General features: G+C 31.6%; 19 protein-coding genes. 8 read left to right on the top strand and 11 right to left on the bottom strand.

Annotation, left to right across the window (positions count from 1 at the left end; all coding sequences use genetic code 11):
* Window positions 1-12 precede the first annotated feature (12 nt).
* Entirely contained in the window at window positions 13-288 is a 276-nt protein-coding gene (locus ABGB03_RS15125) for a hypothetical protein (protein ID WP_347923537.1), read from the top strand.
* 56 nt (window positions 289-344) lie between these two features.
* On the opposite strand, the gene ABGB03_RS15120 is transcribed toward ABGB03_RS15125, so the two are convergent.
* Together ABGB03_RS15120 and ABGB03_RS15115 are read right to left on the bottom strand one after the other, a co-directional pair.
* Window positions 345-1,442, bottom strand: coding sequence for a heparan-alpha-glucosaminide N-acetyltransferase domain-containing protein (locus ABGB03_RS15120; protein ID WP_347923535.1), 1,098 nt, complete (start codon window positions 1,440-1,442; stop codon window positions 345-347).
* Between the two features lies 1 nt (window position 1,443).
* Window positions 1,444-3,255 carry a sodium:solute symporter family protein gene (locus ABGB03_RS15115; RefSeq protein ID WP_347923533.1) on the bottom strand — a complete coding sequence of 604 codons (1,812 nt, stop codon included), beginning with the start codon at window positions 3,253-3,255 and terminating at the stop codon, window positions 1,444-1,446.
* 142 nt (window positions 3,256-3,397) lie between these two features.
* Between ABGB03_RS15115 and nagB the strand changes: the two genes are divergently transcribed.
* Complete coding sequence (gene nagB, locus ABGB03_RS15110) at window positions 3,398-5,320, top strand: glucosamine-6-phosphate deaminase (protein ID WP_347923531.1); 1,923 nt, start codon at window positions 3,398-3,400, stop codon at window positions 5,318-5,320.
* A gap of 266 nt (window positions 5,321-5,586) precedes the next feature.
* Here the strand turns inward: nagB and ABGB03_RS15105 are convergent, their stop codons facing one another.
* From ABGB03_RS15105 to ABGB03_RS15090, 4 genes are all read right to left on the bottom strand, one after another.
* Window positions 5,587-6,132, bottom strand: coding sequence for a GNAT family N-acetyltransferase (locus tag ABGB03_RS15105; protein WP_347923529.1), 546 nt, complete (start codon window positions 6,130-6,132; stop codon window positions 5,587-5,589).
* A 4-nt stretch (window positions 6,133-6,136) separates the two neighbouring features.
* Window positions 6,137-6,571: a translesion error-prone DNA polymerase V autoproteolytic subunit gene (gene umuD / locus ABGB03_RS15100; RefSeq protein WP_347923527.1), complete on the bottom strand. Its 435-nt coding sequence runs from the start codon at window positions 6,569-6,571 to the stop codon at window positions 6,137-6,139.
* 98 nt (window positions 6,572-6,669) lie between these two features.
* Window positions 6,670-7,926, bottom strand: a complete 1,257-nt coding sequence (locus ABGB03_RS15095) for a Y-family DNA polymerase (protein WP_347923525.1) — start codon at window positions 7,924-7,926, stop codon at window positions 6,670-6,672.
* 52 nt (window positions 7,927-7,978) lie between these two features.
* Window positions 7,979-9,778: a peptidase M61 gene (locus ABGB03_RS15090; protein WP_347923523.1), complete on the bottom strand. Its 1,800-nt coding sequence runs from the start codon at window positions 9,776-9,778 to the stop codon at window positions 7,979-7,981.
* An 85-nt stretch (window positions 9,779-9,863) separates the two neighbouring features.
* On the opposite strand from ABGB03_RS15090, the gene ABGB03_RS15085 reads away from it, so the two are divergent.
* Window positions 9,864-10,406, top strand: coding sequence for a hypothetical protein (locus ABGB03_RS15085; RefSeq protein ID WP_347923521.1), 543 nt, complete (start codon window positions 9,864-9,866; stop codon window positions 10,404-10,406).
* On the opposite strand, the gene ABGB03_RS15080 is transcribed toward ABGB03_RS15085, so the two are convergent.
* The 4 genes from ABGB03_RS15080 to ABGB03_RS15065 form a co-directional block, all read right to left on the bottom strand.
* Entirely contained in the window at window positions 10,403-10,609 is a 207-nt protein-coding gene (locus tag ABGB03_RS15080) for a helix-turn-helix transcriptional regulator (RefSeq protein WP_347923519.1), read from the bottom strand. The two genes, ABGB03_RS15085 and ABGB03_RS15080, sit on opposite strands and share 4 nt — an antisense overlap.
* A 9-nt stretch (window positions 10,610-10,618) precedes the next feature.
* A complete protein-coding gene (locus ABGB03_RS15075; protein WP_347923517.1) occupies window positions 10,619-11,143 on the bottom strand; it encodes a DUF2975 domain-containing protein in 525 nt (174 codons plus the stop codon).
* A gap of 3 nt (window positions 11,144-11,146) precedes the next feature.
* A complete protein-coding gene (locus ABGB03_RS15070) occupies window positions 11,147-12,397 on the bottom strand; it encodes a DoxX family protein (protein WP_347923515.1) in 1,251 nt (416 codons plus the stop codon).
* 88 nt (window positions 12,398-12,485) lie between these two features.
* Complete coding sequence (locus ABGB03_RS15065; protein WP_347923513.1) at window positions 12,486-13,001, bottom strand: DUF2975 domain-containing protein; 516 nt, start codon at window positions 12,999-13,001, stop codon at window positions 12,486-12,488.
* Window positions 13,002-13,360: 359 nt separating this feature from the next.
* Between ABGB03_RS15065 and ABGB03_RS15060 the strand changes: the two genes are divergently transcribed.
* The 5 genes from ABGB03_RS15060 (at window position 13,361) to bioA (ending at window position 18,030) form a co-directional block, all read left to right on the top strand.
* Window positions 13,361-14,509, top strand: coding sequence for an aminotransferase class I/II-fold pyridoxal phosphate-dependent enzyme (locus ABGB03_RS15060; RefSeq protein ID WP_347923511.1), 1,149 nt, complete (start codon window positions 13,361-13,363; stop codon window positions 14,507-14,509).
* A 3-nt stretch (window positions 14,510-14,512) separates the two neighbouring features.
* Window positions 14,513-14,890, top strand: a complete 378-nt coding sequence (locus tag ABGB03_RS15055) for a DUF2007 domain-containing protein (protein WP_347923509.1) — start codon at window positions 14,513-14,515, stop codon at window positions 14,888-14,890.
* The gene (gene bioD / locus ABGB03_RS15050; protein ID WP_347923507.1) at window positions 14,890-15,516 is read left to right on the top strand and encodes a dethiobiotin synthase; all 627 of its coding nucleotides are present in this window, start codon (window positions 14,890-14,892) and stop codon (window positions 15,514-15,516) included. Before ABGB03_RS15055 ends, bioD begins: the two co-directional genes overlap by 1 nt.
* A gap of 111 nt (window positions 15,517-15,627) precedes the next feature.
* Window positions 15,628-16,764, top strand: coding sequence for a hypothetical protein (locus tag ABGB03_RS15045; protein ID WP_347923505.1), 1,137 nt, complete (start codon window positions 15,628-15,630; stop codon window positions 16,762-16,764).
* A complete protein-coding gene (gene bioA, locus ABGB03_RS15040) occupies window positions 16,765-18,030 on the top strand; it encodes an adenosylmethionine--8-amino-7-oxononanoate transaminase (protein ID WP_347923504.1) in 1,266 nt (421 codons plus the stop codon).
* Here the strand turns inward: bioA and ABGB03_RS15035 are convergent.
* Window positions 18,016-18,450 carry a cytochrome c oxidase assembly factor Coa1 family protein gene (locus ABGB03_RS15035; RefSeq protein WP_347923502.1) on the bottom strand — a complete coding sequence of 145 codons (435 nt, stop codon included), beginning with the start codon at window positions 18,448-18,450 and terminating at the stop codon, window positions 18,016-18,018. The two genes, bioA and ABGB03_RS15035, sit on opposite strands and share 15 nt — an antisense overlap.
* Window positions 18,451-18,534 lie beyond the last annotated feature (84 nt).

Raw genomic sequence — 18,534 nt, 5'->3', positions numbered from 1 at the left:
TATAATTAAAGAATGCATTTAGAAATTGTTACACCAGAGGCCACTTTATATAGTGGAGAAGTAGAATCGGTTGCTGTTCCAGGAGTGAATGGTGAGTTTGAGATGCTAAAAGATCACGCACCAATTGTTTCTTTATTAAAGGAAGGATATGTAAAAGTTCATGGTAATATTCAACTTGATGAAGACGTAGAGGATAAATTCACAAAATCGGATAAAGGTGTGTGGTTAGCCATAAATTCTGGTACTATTGAAATGAATGATAATAAAATTATTGTCTTAGCTGACTAAATTTAATTAGCTCAAAATATAAAAGGCGAAACTATTAGTTTCGCCTTTTTCTTTACCTATACTTTAATAAATATTTTCTTTCTATATAATACGTTTGCTAGCAATAAATAAAACCCAATTACTACTAAAGCATACAGAAAAGAAGAAAATTTATCACTAAAAAAATCATACGTGAAAAAGGTGTCGTATAGCCATGAATGTATTCTTTTATTTTCTCCAATTTTTGTTAAATAAAATGCCTTAGCAACAAACCCAGATAAGAAAAAAATGGTTATAGCGTTCATCCCAACTTGCTTGAAAATAGCTCCAAACTTAATATGCTTTATGTCTTGCAAATAGTAAATTATTGCCAAAATTAAAGTTGCCCACCCACTAGTTACTAATACAAAACTACTACTCCAAATAGCTTTGTTTAACGGAAACCAAATACTCCAAGTATAACCAACTACTAAAAAAATTAAAGAAATAATGATAAGTTTCAAAACTTTACTCGCATAATTACCTATTAATATCCTTGCTATTAAAACCCCTGAAATACAAGATACAATAGCAGGTAATGTGCTTATTAATCCTTCTGGATCATAATCGTCTTTCCACATATGTTCCCTAAGTATATTTGAATCTATGTACATTGCCCAATTATTTGAGGCTCTATCAAACGTTGGCAATGTTCCGTCTGGTAATGGAATAAACCCTAAGAATATCCAATAGCTAATTAAAATTGCTAATCCAATTCCGAGTAAAACTTTCCAATTAAAATTTAAATAAAGAATTGCTGAAACTAAAAACACTAACCCTATACGTTGTAAAACACCAGGAATTCTAACTATTTCTAAATCTCTAAAAAAAGGAAAATATGGTAAAAACCATGCAAGGAAAAAACCTAAACCGAATAACTTCAAGCTCCTTATAATTATCTTTTTATAAGTAGACTTATTCTTTGGTTTATTTCTATAAGCCAAATGAATTGAAATGCCAACAATAAATAAAAAGAACGGGAAGATTAAATCGGTTGGTGTTAATCCATGCCATTCGGCATGCAATAATGGTGCATAAACATGACTCCAAGTTCCTGGATTATTCACCAATATCATTGCAACAATTGTCAACCCTCGTAATAGATCTACAGACTCAACTCTATTGCTAGAAATCATCTTATAAGATGTTAGTCTTTATTTTTTTCCAAAGTTTTATTAAAATAAATCCCGAAATCAAAGCCAAGCCTGATAGTGTCAATGCGCTCGTATATTCGCCATAAATATAATGTCCTGTCGCAAACATAACACTGTAAATTAACACACAACCTACTAACATGGCGATTATTCCTGATGGTACACTCCATCCTTCATTAGAATCTATTATTTCGATGTTTTCTGCACGTGCTTCATTAACGACTTTATTCCATCCAGGTCCACCTGGTTGAATTTTTTTATAAAACTGTTGTAAGACTTCTTTTCTTTCTGGTTGTGTTAAATAAGTTACAGCTATCCAGACTATAGAAGTTATTAATACTATAAACGGAAATTTTGCCCAAGAAGGCATAAGTGCATCGTTCCCAAACAATGTTTCCCCTAAAGAAGTAAATGTAATTAACACGGATACTATTCCTGAAACAAACATTGCTGAAATTTCACTCCAAGCATTAATGCGCCACCAAAACCAACGCAAAATAAAAATGAGTCCTGTTCCTGCTCCAAACATTAAAATAATATCAAACAACTGAAGTGCATTTTGTAAAACAAGTGCAAATAAGGCACTAAAAACCATTAACAATACCGTAGAAATTCTACCAACCGCAACTAATTGTTTTTCTGATGCGTTTTTATTTATTTGTTGTTTGTAAAAGTCATTTACTATATATGAACTTCCCCAATTTAAATGCGTAGAAATAGTACTCATATAAGCTGCAACCAAGGATGCTAAAACCAATCCTAATAAACCACTAGGGAGTTTAGTAAGCATCGCAGAATAAGCTAAATCATGCCCTAATTTATCTTCTGCCACATTAGGAAACGCTTCTTGTATGCTTGCTAAGTCTGGAAAAATAATAAGGGAGGCCAATGCCACAATAATCCATGGCCAAGGACGTAAAGCATAGTGCATAATATTAAAGAAAAAAGTAGCACCAATAGCATGATTTTCATCTTTAGCCGCCAACATTCGTTGTGCAATATAACCTCCACCACCAGGCTCTGCTCCTGGATACCACGAACTCCACCACTGTACTGCCAGCGGAATTATGAGTAAGGTTATTAAGGCTTCAGTATTACTAAAGTCTGGTAAAATATTTAATTTGTCTGCTACATTTTCATGCTGAAGCAAACTTTCTAAACCACCTATTTCTGGCAACCCAACTAAATAATATGCTGCTCCTATGGCTCCTGCCATTGCAGTGAAAAAAAGAATAAAATCTGTATAAACGACTCCTTTAAACCCTCCTAAGGCACTAAAAACAACTGTAATAACACCTGCGTATAGAACCGTTTCTAACGGCTCTAGTCCAAGCATGATGCTTCCAATTTTAATTGCCGCTAGCGTAACCCCAGCCATCGCAAGAATATTAAAAATAATTCCTAAATAAATTGCTCTAAAACTTCGCAAGAATCTTGCAGGAGCACCTCCATAGCGCAATTCATAAAACTCAATATCGGTATTTATTTTAGATTTTCGCCAGAGCTTTGCATAGACAAAAACAGTAAGAAGCCCTGTGATTAAAAATGCCCACCATACCCAATTACCTGAAACACCATTTGTTCTTACAATATCAGTAACTAAATTTGGGGTGTCTGTAGAAAAGGTAGTTGCTACCATAGATACTCCTAGTAACCACCAAGGCATACTTCTTCCTGATAAAAAGTATTCAGCAGAACTTTTTCCTGATTGTTTTGACACATAAATGCCTATAAAAAGAGTAATTGCAAAAAAAGTAATTATGAGAATAATGTCGATTGTAGATAATTCAATCATTGTTATAAATTTAAATTTAAGGTAAAATACTAAAATTATTAGTAGTAAATAACTAATTCGAAACAAATCAAAAGGTTTAAGTTTAAAGACAGTTTTCTTAAATTCTTTTTTATTTTTGTAATTCCTTCTTAATGACAAAAAAGTGACTATTTTTAATTATAAAAATATCGTATATAACGAAGCGGGGAAGTTTGAAGACACACGTTTTGAAAAGATTCACAATGTCATTTTCGAATCTTCGCAAGAAGCATCAATCTTAGTAGCACAAGAAATAGCTACATTAATTAAAGAAAAAGCTTCCAAAAACAAACCTTGTGTTTTAGGGTTGGCAACAGGTTCTTCCCCAATAAAAGTTTATGAGGAATTAGTAAGAATGCATAATGAAGAAGGCTTAAGCTTCTCTAATGCTATCACTTTTAACTTGGATGAATATTATCCTATGGATAAACATAACATTCAGAGTTATTGGTACTTCATGTATGAGCATTTGTTTAATCATATAGACATTCTACCAGAAAATATTAATATCCCAGATGGTGATGTAAATAGCGAAAACCTTTATCAATATTGTATAGATTATGAATTAAAAATTGATGCTGTTGGAGGGTTAGATTTTCAGCTCTTAGGAATTGGACGAACAGGCCATATTGGGTTTAATGAACCTGGATCCCATTTTAACTCTGGTACAAGAAACATTACTTTAGATCATATCACAAGAGTTGATGCAGCTCCTGCTTTTTTAGGGATAGATAATGTCCCAAAAAAGGCAATTACTATGGGAATAGGCACTGTTAGAAAAGCAAAACGTATTGTGCTTTTGGCTTGGGGAGTTAATAAGGCTGAAATTGTTAAAAAAACTATAGAAGGAATGATTACTTCAAATGTTCCAGCTACTTATTTACAAGAACACAACAATACTACATTTATTTTAGACACTGGAGCATCATCAGATTTAACAAGAGTAAAAACTCCTTGGCTAGTTACTTCCTGTATTTGGACAGAAAAGCTAAAGTTGAAAGCAGTTGTTTGGCTAAGCGAGCTTACAAATAAAGCCATTTTAAGGCTTACTGATAAAGACTATAATGATAATGGAATGTCAGACCTTCTTACCAAAGAAGGGACTGCCTATGATTTAAATATAAAAATGTTTAATAAGCTCCAACATACTATTACAGGGTGGCCTGGAGGAAAACCAAATGCAGATGATTCTAAAAGACCCGAAAGAGGTACTCCTGCTAAAAAACGTATTATTATTTTTAGTCCTCATCCAGACGATGATGTTATCTCAATGGGAGGAACTTTTGATCGGCTCGTAGAACAAGGCCATGAAGTACACATTGCTTACCAAACTTCTGGTAATATTGCAGTATCAGACGAAGAAGCTTTGAAATTTGCTGAAATAACTAACGCATTTAGTTCTGAAACTGATAAATCCAAAAAAATTATTAAGTTCTTAAAAGAGAAAACCAAAAATAATGTAGACTGTGATGAAACTAGAAAACTAAAAGGATTAATTCGTAGAAGCGAATCTTTAGCAGCAACGAGATACTTAGGCCTTGAAGATAAAAATGTGCACTTTTTAGACTTACCTTTCTATGAAACAGGAACTATAAAAAAGAATAATTTATCACAAGATGATATCGATATAATGTGTAGCTTAATTGAGCATGTTAAACCACATCAAATTTATGCGGCTGGGGATCTTGCAGATCCTCATGGAACTCACAAAGTTTGCCTTGATGCATTATTTGCTGCTCTAGATGTTCTAAAACCTAGACCCTTTATGAATGATTGTTGGGTTTGGTTATATCGTGGTGCATGGCACGAATGGGAATCTTATGAAATAGAAATGGCTGTTCCTATGAGTCCCGATCAAGTACTTAAAAAACGTCATGCTATATTCTATCATCAATCTCAAAAAGATGGAGTAATGTTTCAAGGAGACGATTCCAGAGAATTTTGGATGAGAGCTGAGGAACGCAACAGGAAAACTGCCAATAAATATAATGCTTTAGGTTTAGCAAATTATGCTGCAATGGAAGCTTTTGTAAGATATCATTTTTAAACATATTATTTGAATGAGATTTCTACTAGCCTTTTTTAGTCTTTTTGCCTCTTTAGTTGCACCCAAACATAAGTTAATAAAGAGGCTAATCCTAAAAATGATTTAATAGGTATCTGGAAAATGATATAACTTCTATAATTGCACATCGTAAAACGATTTGACTAGGCTAGCACTTATAATTTAATGCCATGGCCTAAAGAAATATTTAGCGACAATACTAAACATATAATTAATAGCGATATTACTATCTAAACTAAATAACTTTTTTAGCTATAGTTCCAATATATTAAAGCCCAGTCTTGCTGATTAGATTTGTATGTATGCAAAAGTTTAAACCCAACAGCATAGTGGGCATTTAAAGACCTTGTATTCTCCTCATCAACTTCAGTAACAATTAAATCGAAATTAGTTTGTAATTCGCGTTTCATATAGTTATATAACCCTTTAAAAATGCCTTGTTTTCGAAAAGCCTTATCAATGCAAATTTGTCCCATAACTATATATGATTTGTTATTTTTCAGACAACTATCTATCTGCTGAAACATGGGCTGTAATACTTCAATATCATTTTTGAACTCTTCAAGCATACATAATGCATATCCTATTACTTTATTAGCTTTCTTTGCAAGAATATGAGGACATTTATCATTCATTGCTTTTAAAACTTCAAAAGTATGGTGTACTGTTACAAATCCTTCACGTTGCTTCTCGTTGTCTGAAATTTTTGATAATATATTATTGCGTTGAAGTTCTAGAATTTGATGTAATTCTTCTTCTGTTTCAGCTCTCTTATATTGAACTTCTAGCTTCAAAATATTACACCTTCTTTATCACATTAGTTACTATTCCCCAGATAATGAAATTATTTTCTGGTGTAATCTTTATAATAGGATAATTTGGGTTTTCCGGCTGCAACCAAACTTCATCTTTACTAACCTTTAATCGCTTTACTGTAAATTCTCCATCCAAAAAGCATACAGCAATTTTATTATGCTCTGGTTCTAAGCTCCTATCAATGACTAATAAATCATTATCATTTAACCCTGCATTTATCATTGATTGTCCACTTACACGTGCAAAAAAAGTAGCTTCTTTATTCTTAATAAGTTCTTCATCTAACGATAATCGTTGTTGCTTAAAATCTTCTGCAGGAGAAGGAAATCCAGCTGATATTCCTGTATCTACAAGTATTGCGCCTAAGCTATTTGTTTTTTGAGGTGTAAAAAAGACCATGTTTTTTGTTTTATACATTAATCTGCTAGTTTATTTTGTTATTCCTGCGAAGGCAGATATCTATTTATTTAACTTATTTACTATTTATTGGATTCCTGCCTTCGCAGGAATGACAATCACTTTATTGTTATAATCTCTTTTATATCTGTAGTATACCTTGGTGATAAACGTTCTTGACGCATTTTCCAGGTACGCTCCAAATCCTGATTACCGAGTTTTATTTTATAATCTTTATACTTTTTATTAATACCGTCAATAGCTATCATTAAAGGTTTATGTTTAGGGTTTTCATATTCAAACATATTTAGCTGATGATTATACGTAGGAACTAATCCTGTTACAATAACACCTGCACGTTTATATTTTATGCCTTTTTTAAAAATTGACGAAACAGCTTCTACCGCATGTTTACAAATGGTTAATGTTGAGTCTGTAGGATATGTTAATTTCACTACCTCACTAACCCGATGCTGTTCTAATTGCTTTTTATGTCTATCGCTACTTAATAAAACGATAATCATATAACAACTAGATTCTTGTTTTCGTAACTTTTCTGCACAACTCGTCGCAAAGGTTGAAATACGCTCTTTTATATTGTCAATATCAGAAAACGTATATTCAAAACTTCGCGTCGTTGCTATTGCTCTTTTCGTTTGAAGTTCATCTAACTTTAAAGTTGAAATACCCTCTAAATCTTTTTTTAGTTTCCATTCGGTTATTGAGAAATTCTTGCGAATCCACTCATCAGATAATTGTATAAAATCAAATGCGGTTTTGCAGTTTTTTAAAGCTAATCGTTTTTGAAGCCCTCTTCCTATTCCCCAAACGTCTTTTAATTTAATCCATTTTAAGGCTTTAATTCGCTTCTCTTCAGAATCTATAACATAAACCCCTTTAGTCTCTTTAGGGAACTTTCTTGCTATTTTGTTAGCAACTTTACTTAATGCTTTTGTTGGTGCAATCCCTACACATGTTGGAATACCTGTCCATTTTAAAATGCGCTGTCTTATTTGATTTCCATAATCATCAAAATTATATTCATCAAATCCTATAAATTCTAAAAAAGCTTCATCAATACTATACACCTCCACATCTGGAGTAAATTGGTGTAAAATTGACATTACCCGACTGCTCATATCTCCATACAAAGGGTAGTTTGACGACAATACTTCTATACCATTAACTTTACAAAACTCTTCCCATTTAAAAATTGGTGCTCCAAAGGGAAGTTGTAAATCCTTAGCTTCATCGCTCATGGAAATAACACAACCATCATTATTACTTAAAATAGCAACAGGTTTTTCACGTAAATTAGGATTAAATACGCGTTCACAAGAAGTATAAAAATTATTACAATCAACTAAAGCAAACATGCTTATAAAGGTACATATTTGCTTTAGTTTTTAGTATGCTATAAATCTTAAATTATTTACTTTTTTTAATCAACCAAGCTTCTCGTGTAGCTTTTTGTTTATCGCTAGAATTCTCGTTTATACCTATAGCGTATGAAGGATCTGGTTTAAAAGTTATGGTTGTTTCTTTTTTGTTTTCTAAACGCTCATATACCACTTTGGCTACATCTCCTACTTTAAACTTCGTTATTATGGTATTGAAATCTAATTCATCACTTATTACATAGTCTCCTACTTGAATAATAGTATCTCCATTTTCTAATCCAGCTTCATAAGCTGAAGAACCAATTGTGGTGTTTCCAAAAACTTTCCCATCTCTCACACTTGCTCCAAAACTTACTTTTGTATCATCTTGAGTTAATGATACTCCAACATTTTCAAACAAACGCTTCATTTGTGGCATATCACTTTTGTATATGTAATTATTAAAAAAATTATCTCCAAACTCTTTTCCTGCATACTCGCTAAGCGCATTGTGTAAATCTGGAATAGTATATGGCTGTTTTTTCTTTCCAAATTTAGTCCAAACCGATTTCATGTAATCATCTAAATTCAGATCGTTTTCACGAAGTGATAAATCCAATGCTAACCCTAAAGCACTTCCATACGAATAATAAGAAATAAATGTATTACCTCTATTTACTGGGTCTACCGAACGAGCTGCATCTACAAACGGTGCTTGATAACTCATTTCTATAGGATTAAAAAATTGTCTCCCAGGAGAGTTCCATACATAATTAAACGTTCCTGTAAGTCCGTTTACATAATCTTCCTGACTCATTAATCCTGCACGACAAAGAACTAAATTGGTATAATAACTTGTAAATCCTTCGGCAAACCAAAGCTCTCCACTCATATTTGCTTCTTCAAAATCGAAAGGTTCTAAAGATTGCGGACGAATACGTTCTACATTCCAAGCATGAAATAATTCGTGAGATACTGTACCAATATTACTATTCATACCACCATCAGCTAAACTTCTAGTAGATGTTAAAACTGTTGAATTTCGATGTTCCATACCATCTCCTGATGCATTAGGGATATAACAAGCTAAGAAATAATAGTTATCATAATCGAAATCGGGTAATTCTCCATAAACTGCTTCTTGTTCTAGTACTACTTTCTTTACTTTGTCAAAATACTCATCCAATTCAGCGTCTGTTCCATTATGGTGTAATACTAAATGTACAGTTTGCCCATTTACATCAAACGAACGAACACCATGATTACTAATTTCCGTAGGACTATCCATAAAATATTGTAAATCTTTGGCGTAATAGGTGTTTCCTGCTTTATGTTTTAATTGGGTTGCAATTTTCCAATTTAAGTCTTCACGAGCATTAAACGTTACTTCTATTTCATCATTAGCTAAACTTGGTGCGTATATAAATGTTGCTGGAATGTTTAAATGTGCATGTGTTTCGTCTATTTGTGCATAGGTTCCATCACTTCTATTGGCGAATAATGTATATGATACTTTTAAAGTACCATCATGTCCATTTACTTTCCATGAATAAGGATCTGGTCTTGTAGTTTCCAGTTCGTTTCCTTGTCCGTCGGTTACTTTAACTGCATATACATTTTTCATAAATTCATGTAATGCATAACGCCCTGGAGAAGTACGACTCATTCTAAATTCTACTTCACCAGATTTTAAATTGGTAAATGTTGCTTCGACATTTGCTTCGTGATGTACAGCATTTTCAAACGAAATAGCATAGGTTGATGATACACCTTTTGATGTTTCTTCCGTATTTGATTCTTTGCAATTGAAAAATGCTAAAAGTGTAATTAATAAAAATATTTTTTTCATGATTGATAAGTGAATAGTGTTTTTGAAGCATCTAAGATAGTATTTTAATCTCTATGCAAATTAACCATAATTGCTATATTTGATTGTGCAACAAGTAGTAACTTATATAGAACGACAAAACTCTTTAAAATGGCGTATTCTTGTAGCTCTTTTTTATACAATTGCACTAGGTCTTTTTATTTACTTTCTTATTACTATGGATTTTTCTCTTAAGGAAAAACATTTTTATGCTCATTTTGATACTCTAAAAATCATTTTTCCTATCATCTTTTTGGCAATCTATTTTTATTACAACATAAATTGCTATTTTGATTTTGATAAAAAACTTTTTAAAAGGGAGTTTACAATAGGAATTTTTAGATACGGTAAGTGGCAACCTATGCCAAAATTTGACTATATTTCTCTTTATGCAATTAATGAAAGTACATTTCAAGTCAATCTATGGAATAATAAAAATAAGCACTGGGATCTTTATGAAGAGTTTAATTTTAAAGATGCTTTTCTAATAGCTTTTGAGTTATCAGAACTCTTAAATGTTGATTTATTAGATGCTACTCAAAGAAATAATTTTAGATGGATAGACAAAAAAGCAACTATCGAATCTGGGGAAATTAAACATCTAGACTAATCTTCAACATACTCCAAAATATCACTTGGTTGACACTCTAATGCTTTACAAATAGCTTCCAAAGTTGAAAAACGAATAGCTCTTGCTTTGCCAGATTTTAGAATCGATAAGTTTGCTGTGGTTATACCAACAATTTCTGCTAAATCTTTACTCTTCATTTTCCGTTTGGCTAGCATAACATCTAGATTTACAATAATTGGCATAAGCTATATCTATATGGTTAGGTCGTTTTCTTCTTTAGCCTCTTTTCCTCGTTTAAAAATCTCTGCCAATAAATAAAATGCCAAACCACAAGGAATCAATAGTGAAAATTCTGTTTTAAGTTCTGTAAAGAAATTAAAAGAAGACTTTCCAATTAAAGCCAATAAAAATCGTAACACTAATACATTTATAGTGTAGGCAATAAATATATTTCCAATCTTCTTGAAGTAAGAAATATTTTTATCGCTAAAGTAATTGTCCTTATCAACTTCATTTAAAATGGATAAAAAATAACTAAACCCATAAATAAGATAGCCTCTCCAAAAAAAGAGTCCAGCACTAATAACATAATAACTCCACTTAATCGCATTTTTAGAAGTAAACCAACTTTCATTTTTATTTGCCGTTTTTGCCCAATTTTGAAATTCTTTAAATTGCTCCAAATCAAATTCTCTAATATCATTTAGTAACACTGAAACTGCTGTCAATAAAACAGCATAAGTTATCACTGTTAAAATAGTCGTGTTATTTTTCATGTTTTATCTATTATATGGTCGTTCGTTAATCCAGTTAAAACCTCTGGAGTTTAGATTAAATTTTTCATGATCTATTTTCGTAAATATAATACTTAACGTATCTGATTCTATGATTCCATCCAGTTGAAGAAATTCAGAATTTGGATTTTCATAGTTGAAATTATAATCTTCAGATTCTAAATCCTCTTTATGTATCATTACTTTTTTAAATACTGAGTCTGTTACAAATTTATATTGATGTTTTACATCGTCCATTGTCTTTACAGTTGCTTCATCTTTTAAGTCAATAATAAGATATCGCCATCTATACTTATCTGTAATTAAGGGTTGTAGTGTATCCCCATTTTTGATAAAGTGTGTAGCTTCCCAAATACCATAAAGTAATGGTTTTTTTCTGTTTTCTCCTCTATGTCTTTCTGTTGTATAAAAATTGAAGGAAATAAAACTTACAATAATAAACAAGCCAATAGATTTAATCCAAAAAATGACTTTATGATATTTAGCATTTTTAATAGGATGATAATAATTGTATTTTTCTACAGCTTTATTTTTTACGAATACTTTCAAAAACCTGTGGTCTGTTATAAATATCACTAAAGCCATTAAGACTAGATGAACTGAAAGTAATTTGACAGGAATATCATAACAAAAATTCATCATAGCTACTTGAGTCATTACTCCTATAATTATAAATGAGCCAAGTGTTTGTGTTCGTCTAGGTATTAACAGTAAACCACCAAGCACTTCCATAAATCCCACAAATACATTAAAGCCTTTTGAAAACCCCATATATGTCCAAGCTAACCCCATTGGAGAAAAATCGCCTAAAGGGTCAAGCAAATGTGTTAGTGAAGCTGATGGGAATTGAAGTTTAAAAATCTTTACAAATCCATAAAGAAACATTGCAGCTACTAAAATAATACGCAGAAATACTAAAAACCAATACAAAAGTTTATTATAACTTTTATGATTTCTATCTATAATACTCCAAACAACAACCGTTAAAAAAGTTAAAATTATAGTTACAAATAACGTTAAATACCCATAAGTATGATCTCCACTACCATTACCACCTACCTCATATTTGTAATTTATTTTAAAAACCTCTCCACCAATCCATCTAAATGGTACTTCAAAAAGAGGGTTTAAAAACATTAGAAGTATGTAGAAAACAAAATAAGCAAATAGTAATCTGAATATGATTTTACTTAATGGGTTCCATTGTTCTTTATATTCTTGTGTAAAAATCTTCATATAAAATTAATAGCTAAATATTATAGTCAGTTACTAACTGTGTTTTTTCGTTAAATGTGTTACAACAAAACAGCATAAGTGACTATGATTAAATAGTTAAATCGTTTTCATATTGAAGTTCTAACCCTCTTTTAAACAATAAAGAAAACACGTATACAATACCTGCTATGTATATAAATTCGCTAGATAGAAGCGTTGCCTTTATTCCTGTACTTGCTTCTAATATACCTACATGAATATTATGTATTACTACTATTGCCCAAAGACATATAAGGCTAAAGCTTATTCTTTGCATTAATCTTAATGCGTTGACATTAAAAGGCCTTTGTATATTTAAATTACTTAAAAGCTTTATTATAAGAAAAGCAATATAAGCTTGAATACTAAACTGCAAAATCCTATAAAAAACCAGTATAGTATAATGAACTTCACTATTTTGTTTATAAACGAAATAACTCATTCCTTCATACAAATCCTTTGCAGCATCTACATTACCAAAACTCACAAAATAAGATATCACAATAGCGCCAGCTTTAATGGACAATCCAATAAAAGCAATCCAAGCAAAAACATGCATTATTTTAAGTATTCTTTTTGTTTTCATAATTTTCTTTACTTATTCATAAACCAATGTACATGACCGCAATTATTACATATATAATTTAATGCGCTCTTATTTGCCCAATCTAGTTTAAAAAAGGTCATCTTAGGGGTATTCATTAAAGTCGTTCTTCCCCAAAATTTGTCATGCTTACAAACGTTGCACTCTAATTTATTCCCTTTAACTATTCTTTGTTTTACTTCTTGATTATTAGACATAACTTCGTTTTATTTTTGATTAATTGATATTACAAATATATAAAAATTATCGAAAAACAATAATTTATTTCTTTAAAAAGATAATTTATGTGATTTTAAGGTTTTTGCTAATTCTTTATCCTTCCATTATCTATATTTGTTTCTATGAAGTCTTTTCCTAAAAAATTACAAACAAAACTCGATCAAAGGCAAGAGGTTAATGCGCTTCGCCAATTGGGTAGTCAAAACAGATTGATTGACTTCGCTTCTAACGATTATTTGGGATTTTCGAAGTCTGAAGTTATTTTTAAAAGAACGCATCAATATTTAATTGATAATAGTTTATTTACCAACGGAGCTACAGGATCTCGTTTACTATCAGGAAACCATTCATTATATAAAGAAGTAGAAAATCTATTACGCAAGTTTCATAAAAGTGAATCGGCACTTATCTTTAATTCTGGTTACGATGCCAATGTTGGTTTTTTCGCTTCAATACCTCAACGCGGTGATACTATTTTATACGACGAATATATACACGCCTCTATTCGCGATGGTATTTCTATAAGCAATTCTAAAGCCTATAAATTTAGGCATAATGATTTAGCTCATCTTGATGAGCTGCTGAAACGAATTCAGCATGATGAAACCATATATGTGGTTACAGAAAGTGTGTTTTCTATGGATGGTGATTCTCCAGACTTAAAATACCTATCTAAAATTTGTAATGAGCATGATGCGTATATAGTTGTTGATGAAGCGCACGCATTAGGTGTATTTGGTGAGCATGGTAGTGGATTGATTCAAGAGCTTGGTTTAGAAAATAAAGTATTTGCACGAATTGTAACCTTTGGAAAAGGATTAGGATGTCATGGTTCAGCTATTTTAGGCAGCACATCTTTAACAGAATATTTAGTGAATTTTGCTCGACCCTTTATTTATACAACAGGATTACCACCTCACTCTTTAGCAACTATTAAAAGTGCTTATCAGGAATTAACAATAACGAATAGTATTGGTGTGCTTCGAAAAAATATTGAATGGTTTAATTCTGAAGTGCAACAACTAGAACTGGAACATTATTTTATAGAAAGTAATTCAGCAATACAATCTTGTATATTATCAGGAAATCAAAAAGTAAAATCTTTAGCTACTTTATTACAAAATAAAAGCTTTGACGTAAAACCAATTTTATCACCAACCGTTCCTGAAAGACAAGAACGATTACGCTTTTGTTTACACAGTTATAATTCAGAAAAAGAAGTAACACAAGTGTTAACTCTGTTGGCTACTTTTGTAAAAGAAATCAATTAATTCATGCAAAATAATTATAAGATATTAGCAGTATTTGAGTATTCAACTGAAGCTCAAGTAATGACTTCAAAATTAGAGTCGGAAGGGATTAAAACAATGCTAATGGATGAAAAAACGATAGACTCCGATCCACTCATAAGTCAAGCCATTGGTGGTGTAAAACTTATGGTTCATGATGATGATTTTACAAAAGCTGTAGAGATTTATAATCAAATAAGAGTATATCAAAAAGATAAAAATGGTGATGATTTACATTGTGCTTCTTGCAATTCTAATCGTATTTTAGTAGCACCTCCTGAGCGCAAAAACATTTTCTATATGCTATTCCCATTCTTTGAAAAAACAAAGTATATCTGTAACGAATGTAAAACCATTTTTTAATGAAAAAAATATTTATAACAGGTATCTCTACCGAAGTAGGAAAAACAATAGCTTCTGCAATTATTACAGAAGCTCTAGAGGCCGATTATTGGAAACCTGTGCAAGCAGGAGAATTGAATAATTGTGATACATTAAAAGTTGAAAAATTAGTATCTAACTCAAAATCAAAATTTCATCCAAACAGTTATGCGTTACAAACACCTATGAGCCCTCATGCTGCCGCAAACATTGATGGTTTAACTATAAATTTAAAAGCAATTAGAGAGCCAAAAACTAAAAACAACTTAGTAATTGAAGGCGCTGGAGGTTTATTAGTGCCTCTAAATGATACTGAAACAATTCTTGATATTATCAAACCTCAATACCATGTTATCGTAGTGTCTAGACATTACTTAGGAAGTATTAATCACACCCTTTTAACAGTAAACTTGTTGAAAGAAAGAGGATTTGATATATCTATTCTTTTTAGCGGGAACGAACACCCAACAACAGAAACCGTTATAAAAAAAATGACAGGAGTTCCTGTTATTGGACGTATAGAAGAAGAACCTTATTTTGATAAAAATGTGATTAAAGAATATGCTGAACATTTTAAAGGAACTTTAGAAAAACTGACGTCACCCTGAACTTGTTTCAGGGTCACATAACCAATAGAAAATAGAACTATTAAAAAATTTAAACTCAAAACCTTAAAACTTTAGATTACTCATAATATGAGATGCTGAACCAAGTTCAGCATGACGCAAACAATGAAATATGTTATAACAAATAAACAACTCTGGTTTTATCCCATCCTTTTTGGGTTTCTAGGAACCACTATTGGTCTTGTTTTACGTTACGCTTTTACTGGAGAATTTGCAAATTTTCCTTTTAAAAATGTATTGCATTCGCATTCGCATGTGATGCTCTTAGGCTTTCTATTTAATGCCTTAGTTGTTTTAATTTGGGGCAATTTCACAAGTGGTATTGATAAAAAATCGTATCAACTTTATTTAGCATTACAAGTTTGTGTTGTAGGGATGCTTATAACTTTCATAATCCAAGGTTATGCTTTGTTTTCTATTCTGTTTTCCACATTACATTTATGGATAAGTTATGTGTTACTAATTCGTCTATGGAAACGACTGCAAGGAAATAGACGCTTCATCCAACTAATTAAAGTTGGAATCCTATTTCATTTTATTTCCTCGATTGGACCATATTGTTTAGGTCCTTTAATGGCTATGGGTATGCAAGATTCGCCATGGTATCAACAGTCCATTTTCTTTTATTTACATTTTCAATATTTTGGATCTCTTTTTATCTGGTTTTTAGTTGTGCTCTTACAAAGATCCACCGTTATTTTACAAAAGAGGCATTTGCAAATAATAGCCATTAGTTTAATTGGTCTTTATACACATTCATTAGATTATAGCTTTAATCATTGGGCAATTCAACTTATTGGGTCATTGAGTTCCATAGGGCTCTTAGTTGTATTACTTAGTTTTTGGCGTGCTTTTATGTTTGTAAAAAGACCCTATCAGGTTATCTATTTCATCTTACTATTTATTGCGTTTTGCAACATCATAGGTAGCCATCCTTTTATTGCTTCTCAAGTAGAACAAAATCGCTTCTTGTTGATTGCATGGTTACATTTATTGTTTTTAGGTTTGTACGTTCCTTTTATTTGGATAGAACTTAAACACAAAATTTCTAACTATACATGGATTATTTATAGTATTGCCTTTCTCTTTTCTCAATTAATTTTAGTGTTCCCAAATACACTATACAATCTATTAGATATATCGGTAATGTGGTTGCTGTTTATTGCATATTTTGGTGTGTTCTTAAGTGTGAGTGTTGTACATTTGACCTATCTATTTAAGAGTAAATAAATGTCATTACAAGAACGCGATAAAAAACATCTGTGGCACCCTTTAACACAGCATAAACTACATCCAAATCATTTAGCAATTACCAAAGCTAAAGGTACTTTATTATATGATGATAAGGGGAATGAATATATTGACGGAATTGCATCATGGTATACTTGCATGTATGGACATTGCAACAAGTATATAACTACCAAGGTTTCTGAGCAAATGCAACAACTAGATCATGTGGTTTTTGCAGGATTTACGCATGAACCAGCTGTTAAACTTTCTGAGGCTTTAATTGACATTTTACCCAACAATCAACAAAAACTGTTTTTCTCAGATAACGGATCAACTTCAGTAGATGTAGCTATAAAAATGGCATTACAATATCATTTTAATAATGGCGAAAAACGCGGAAAGATTATTGCCTTCGAAGGTGGTTTTCATGGGGATACTTTTGGTGCCATGAGCGTATCTGGACTATCTGTTTATAATGGCCCTTTTGAAGAGTTTTTTATTGATGTAGCTCGTATTCCAGTTCCAACAAAAGATAATTTTGAAGATGTAAAACAACAATTTATAACACTTCTTGAAACTGAAAATGTAGCAGCCTTTATCTATGAACCTTTGGTGCAAGGTGCAGCTGCAATGAAAATGTTTGAAGCATCCCTTTTAGATGAACTACTTAGTATTACAAAAAAACACAATGCTTTAGCTATTGCTGATGAAGTAATGACTGGCTTTGGAAAAACTGGTAAAAACTTTGCTTCAGAACATTTAACAAATCAACCAGATATAATTTGTTTAGCAAAATCCTTAACTGGAGGATTAGTACCTATGGCGATTACATCTTGTTCTCAAAAGGTGTATGATGCTTTTTTAAGTGATGATATTTCTAAAGGCTTTTTTCACGGACATACCTATTCTGCAAACCCAATAGCCTGTACTGCTGCTCTAGCTGGAATGGAATTACTAAAATCGGAAGACATTCAAGATAGCATAATACGCATTATACGATCACATAAAACATTTGATAATCGCATTAAAAACCACCCAAAAGTTGCAGAAACAAGACAATTGGGAGTTATTTATGCACTTGATTTAAATGTGGAAATGGAGCGTTATGGGAGCTTACGCAATCAGTTATTTAAAATTTTTATGGACAATGGCGTCTGTTTGCGACCGTTAGGAAATACCATCTATATTTTAGCTCCTTATGTAATTACAGAAAAGCAACTAGAAAAAGTGTATACAGTTATTGAAAAAACTTTAGACACCATCTAAAACCTTATCTAACAAGTTGATTTTTTCTTTACCTTCTTTAATTAAAACGTAAAGCTTTTCATATATCCATTCGCCATCAACTTTTTCCCCTTTAATAGTTACAGAACCTTTTCCTTTGAGGCCTTTAATTGGAATTGTAATATCTACATGTCCCGAATCACCTCCTTCTAAAGAAATATTTCCTTGCATGATACCATTTGTGTCAATATCCTCTCCTAAAATAGCCATTACTTCAGGACTATTTGATGCTTGTTCTACAGCATATGTATAAGGTGTGGAGTTAGTAATGGCACTTGAAACTCCAAATATTATAGCTCCAATACCAAAAACAAATAATAAGATAATTGTTAAGCAGCCTCCTACTGGAATTAACCAAGGCCAATTTCTGTCAAACCAACTCTTCTGTTTAATTTCTTCCATAATAATAGCTTTCTATAAAGATAAGTTATTTATAAAATCTAATTGTTACATTTTTGCTATGCTCCTTTTTTAAATACCTGTATT

The sequence above is a fragment of the Pontimicrobium sp. SW4 genome, assembly GCF_039954625.1.
GTDB lineage: Bacteria > Bacteroidota > Bacteroidia > Flavobacteriales > Flavobacteriaceae > Pontimicrobium.
This window is presented reverse-complemented; position numbering and strand designations above follow the sequence as displayed.

Bases quoted from the DNA above. Each gene is read 5' to 3' on its own strand.
- bioD (WP_347923507.1), top strand. From the start codon at position 14,890: ATGAAAAAAATATTTATAACAGGTATCTCTACCGAAGTAGGAAAAACA.
- ABGB03_RS15035 (WP_347923502.1), bottom strand. From the start codon at position 18,450: ATGGAAGAAATTAAACAGAAGAGTTGGTTTGACAGAAATTGGCCTTGG.
- ABGB03_RS15120 (WP_347923535.1), bottom strand. From the start codon at position 1,442: ATGATTTCTAGCAATAGAGTTGAGTCTGTAGATCTATTACGAGGGTTG.
- umuD (WP_347923527.1), bottom strand. From the start codon at position 6,571: ATGTATAAAACAAAAAACATGGTCTTTTTTACACCTCAAAAAACAAAT.
- ABGB03_RS15125 (WP_347923537.1), top strand. From the start codon at position 13: ATGCATTTAGAAATTGTTACACCAGAGGCCACTTTATATAGTGGAGAA.
- ABGB03_RS15080 (WP_347923519.1), bottom strand. From the start codon at position 10,609: ATGCCAATTATTGTAAATCTAGATGTTATGCTAGCCAAACGGAAAATG.
- bioA (WP_347923504.1), top strand. From the start codon at position 16,765: ATGTCATTACAAGAACGCGATAAAAAACATCTGTGGCACCCTTTAACA.
- ABGB03_RS15115 (WP_347923533.1), bottom strand. From the start codon at position 3,255: ATGATTGAATTATCTACAATCGACATTATTCTCATAATTACTTTTTTT.
- ABGB03_RS15090 (WP_347923523.1), bottom strand. From the start codon at position 9,778: ATGAAAAAAATATTTTTATTAATTACACTTTTAGCATTTTTCAATTGC.
- ABGB03_RS15045 (WP_347923505.1), top strand. From the start codon at position 15,628: ATGACGCAAACAATGAAATATGTTATAACAAATAAACAACTCTGGTTT.
- ABGB03_RS15060 (WP_347923511.1), top strand. From the start codon at position 13,361: ATGAAGTCTTTTCCTAAAAAATTACAAACAAAACTCGATCAAAGGCAA.
- ABGB03_RS15075 (WP_347923517.1), bottom strand. From the start codon at position 11,143: ATGAAAAATAACACGACTATTTTAACAGTGATAACTTATGCTGTTTTA.
- ABGB03_RS15070 (WP_347923515.1), bottom strand. From the start codon at position 12,397: ATGAAGATTTTTACACAAGAATATAAAGAACAATGGAACCCATTAAGT.
- ABGB03_RS15065 (WP_347923513.1), bottom strand. From the start codon at position 13,001: ATGAAAACAAAAAGAATACTTAAAATAATGCATGTTTTTGCTTGGATT.
- ABGB03_RS15055 (WP_347923509.1), top strand. From the start codon at position 14,513: ATGCAAAATAATTATAAGATATTAGCAGTATTTGAGTATTCAACTGAA.
- ABGB03_RS15095 (WP_347923525.1), bottom strand. From the start codon at position 7,926: ATGTTTGCTTTAGTTGATTGTAATAATTTTTATACTTCTTGTGAACGC.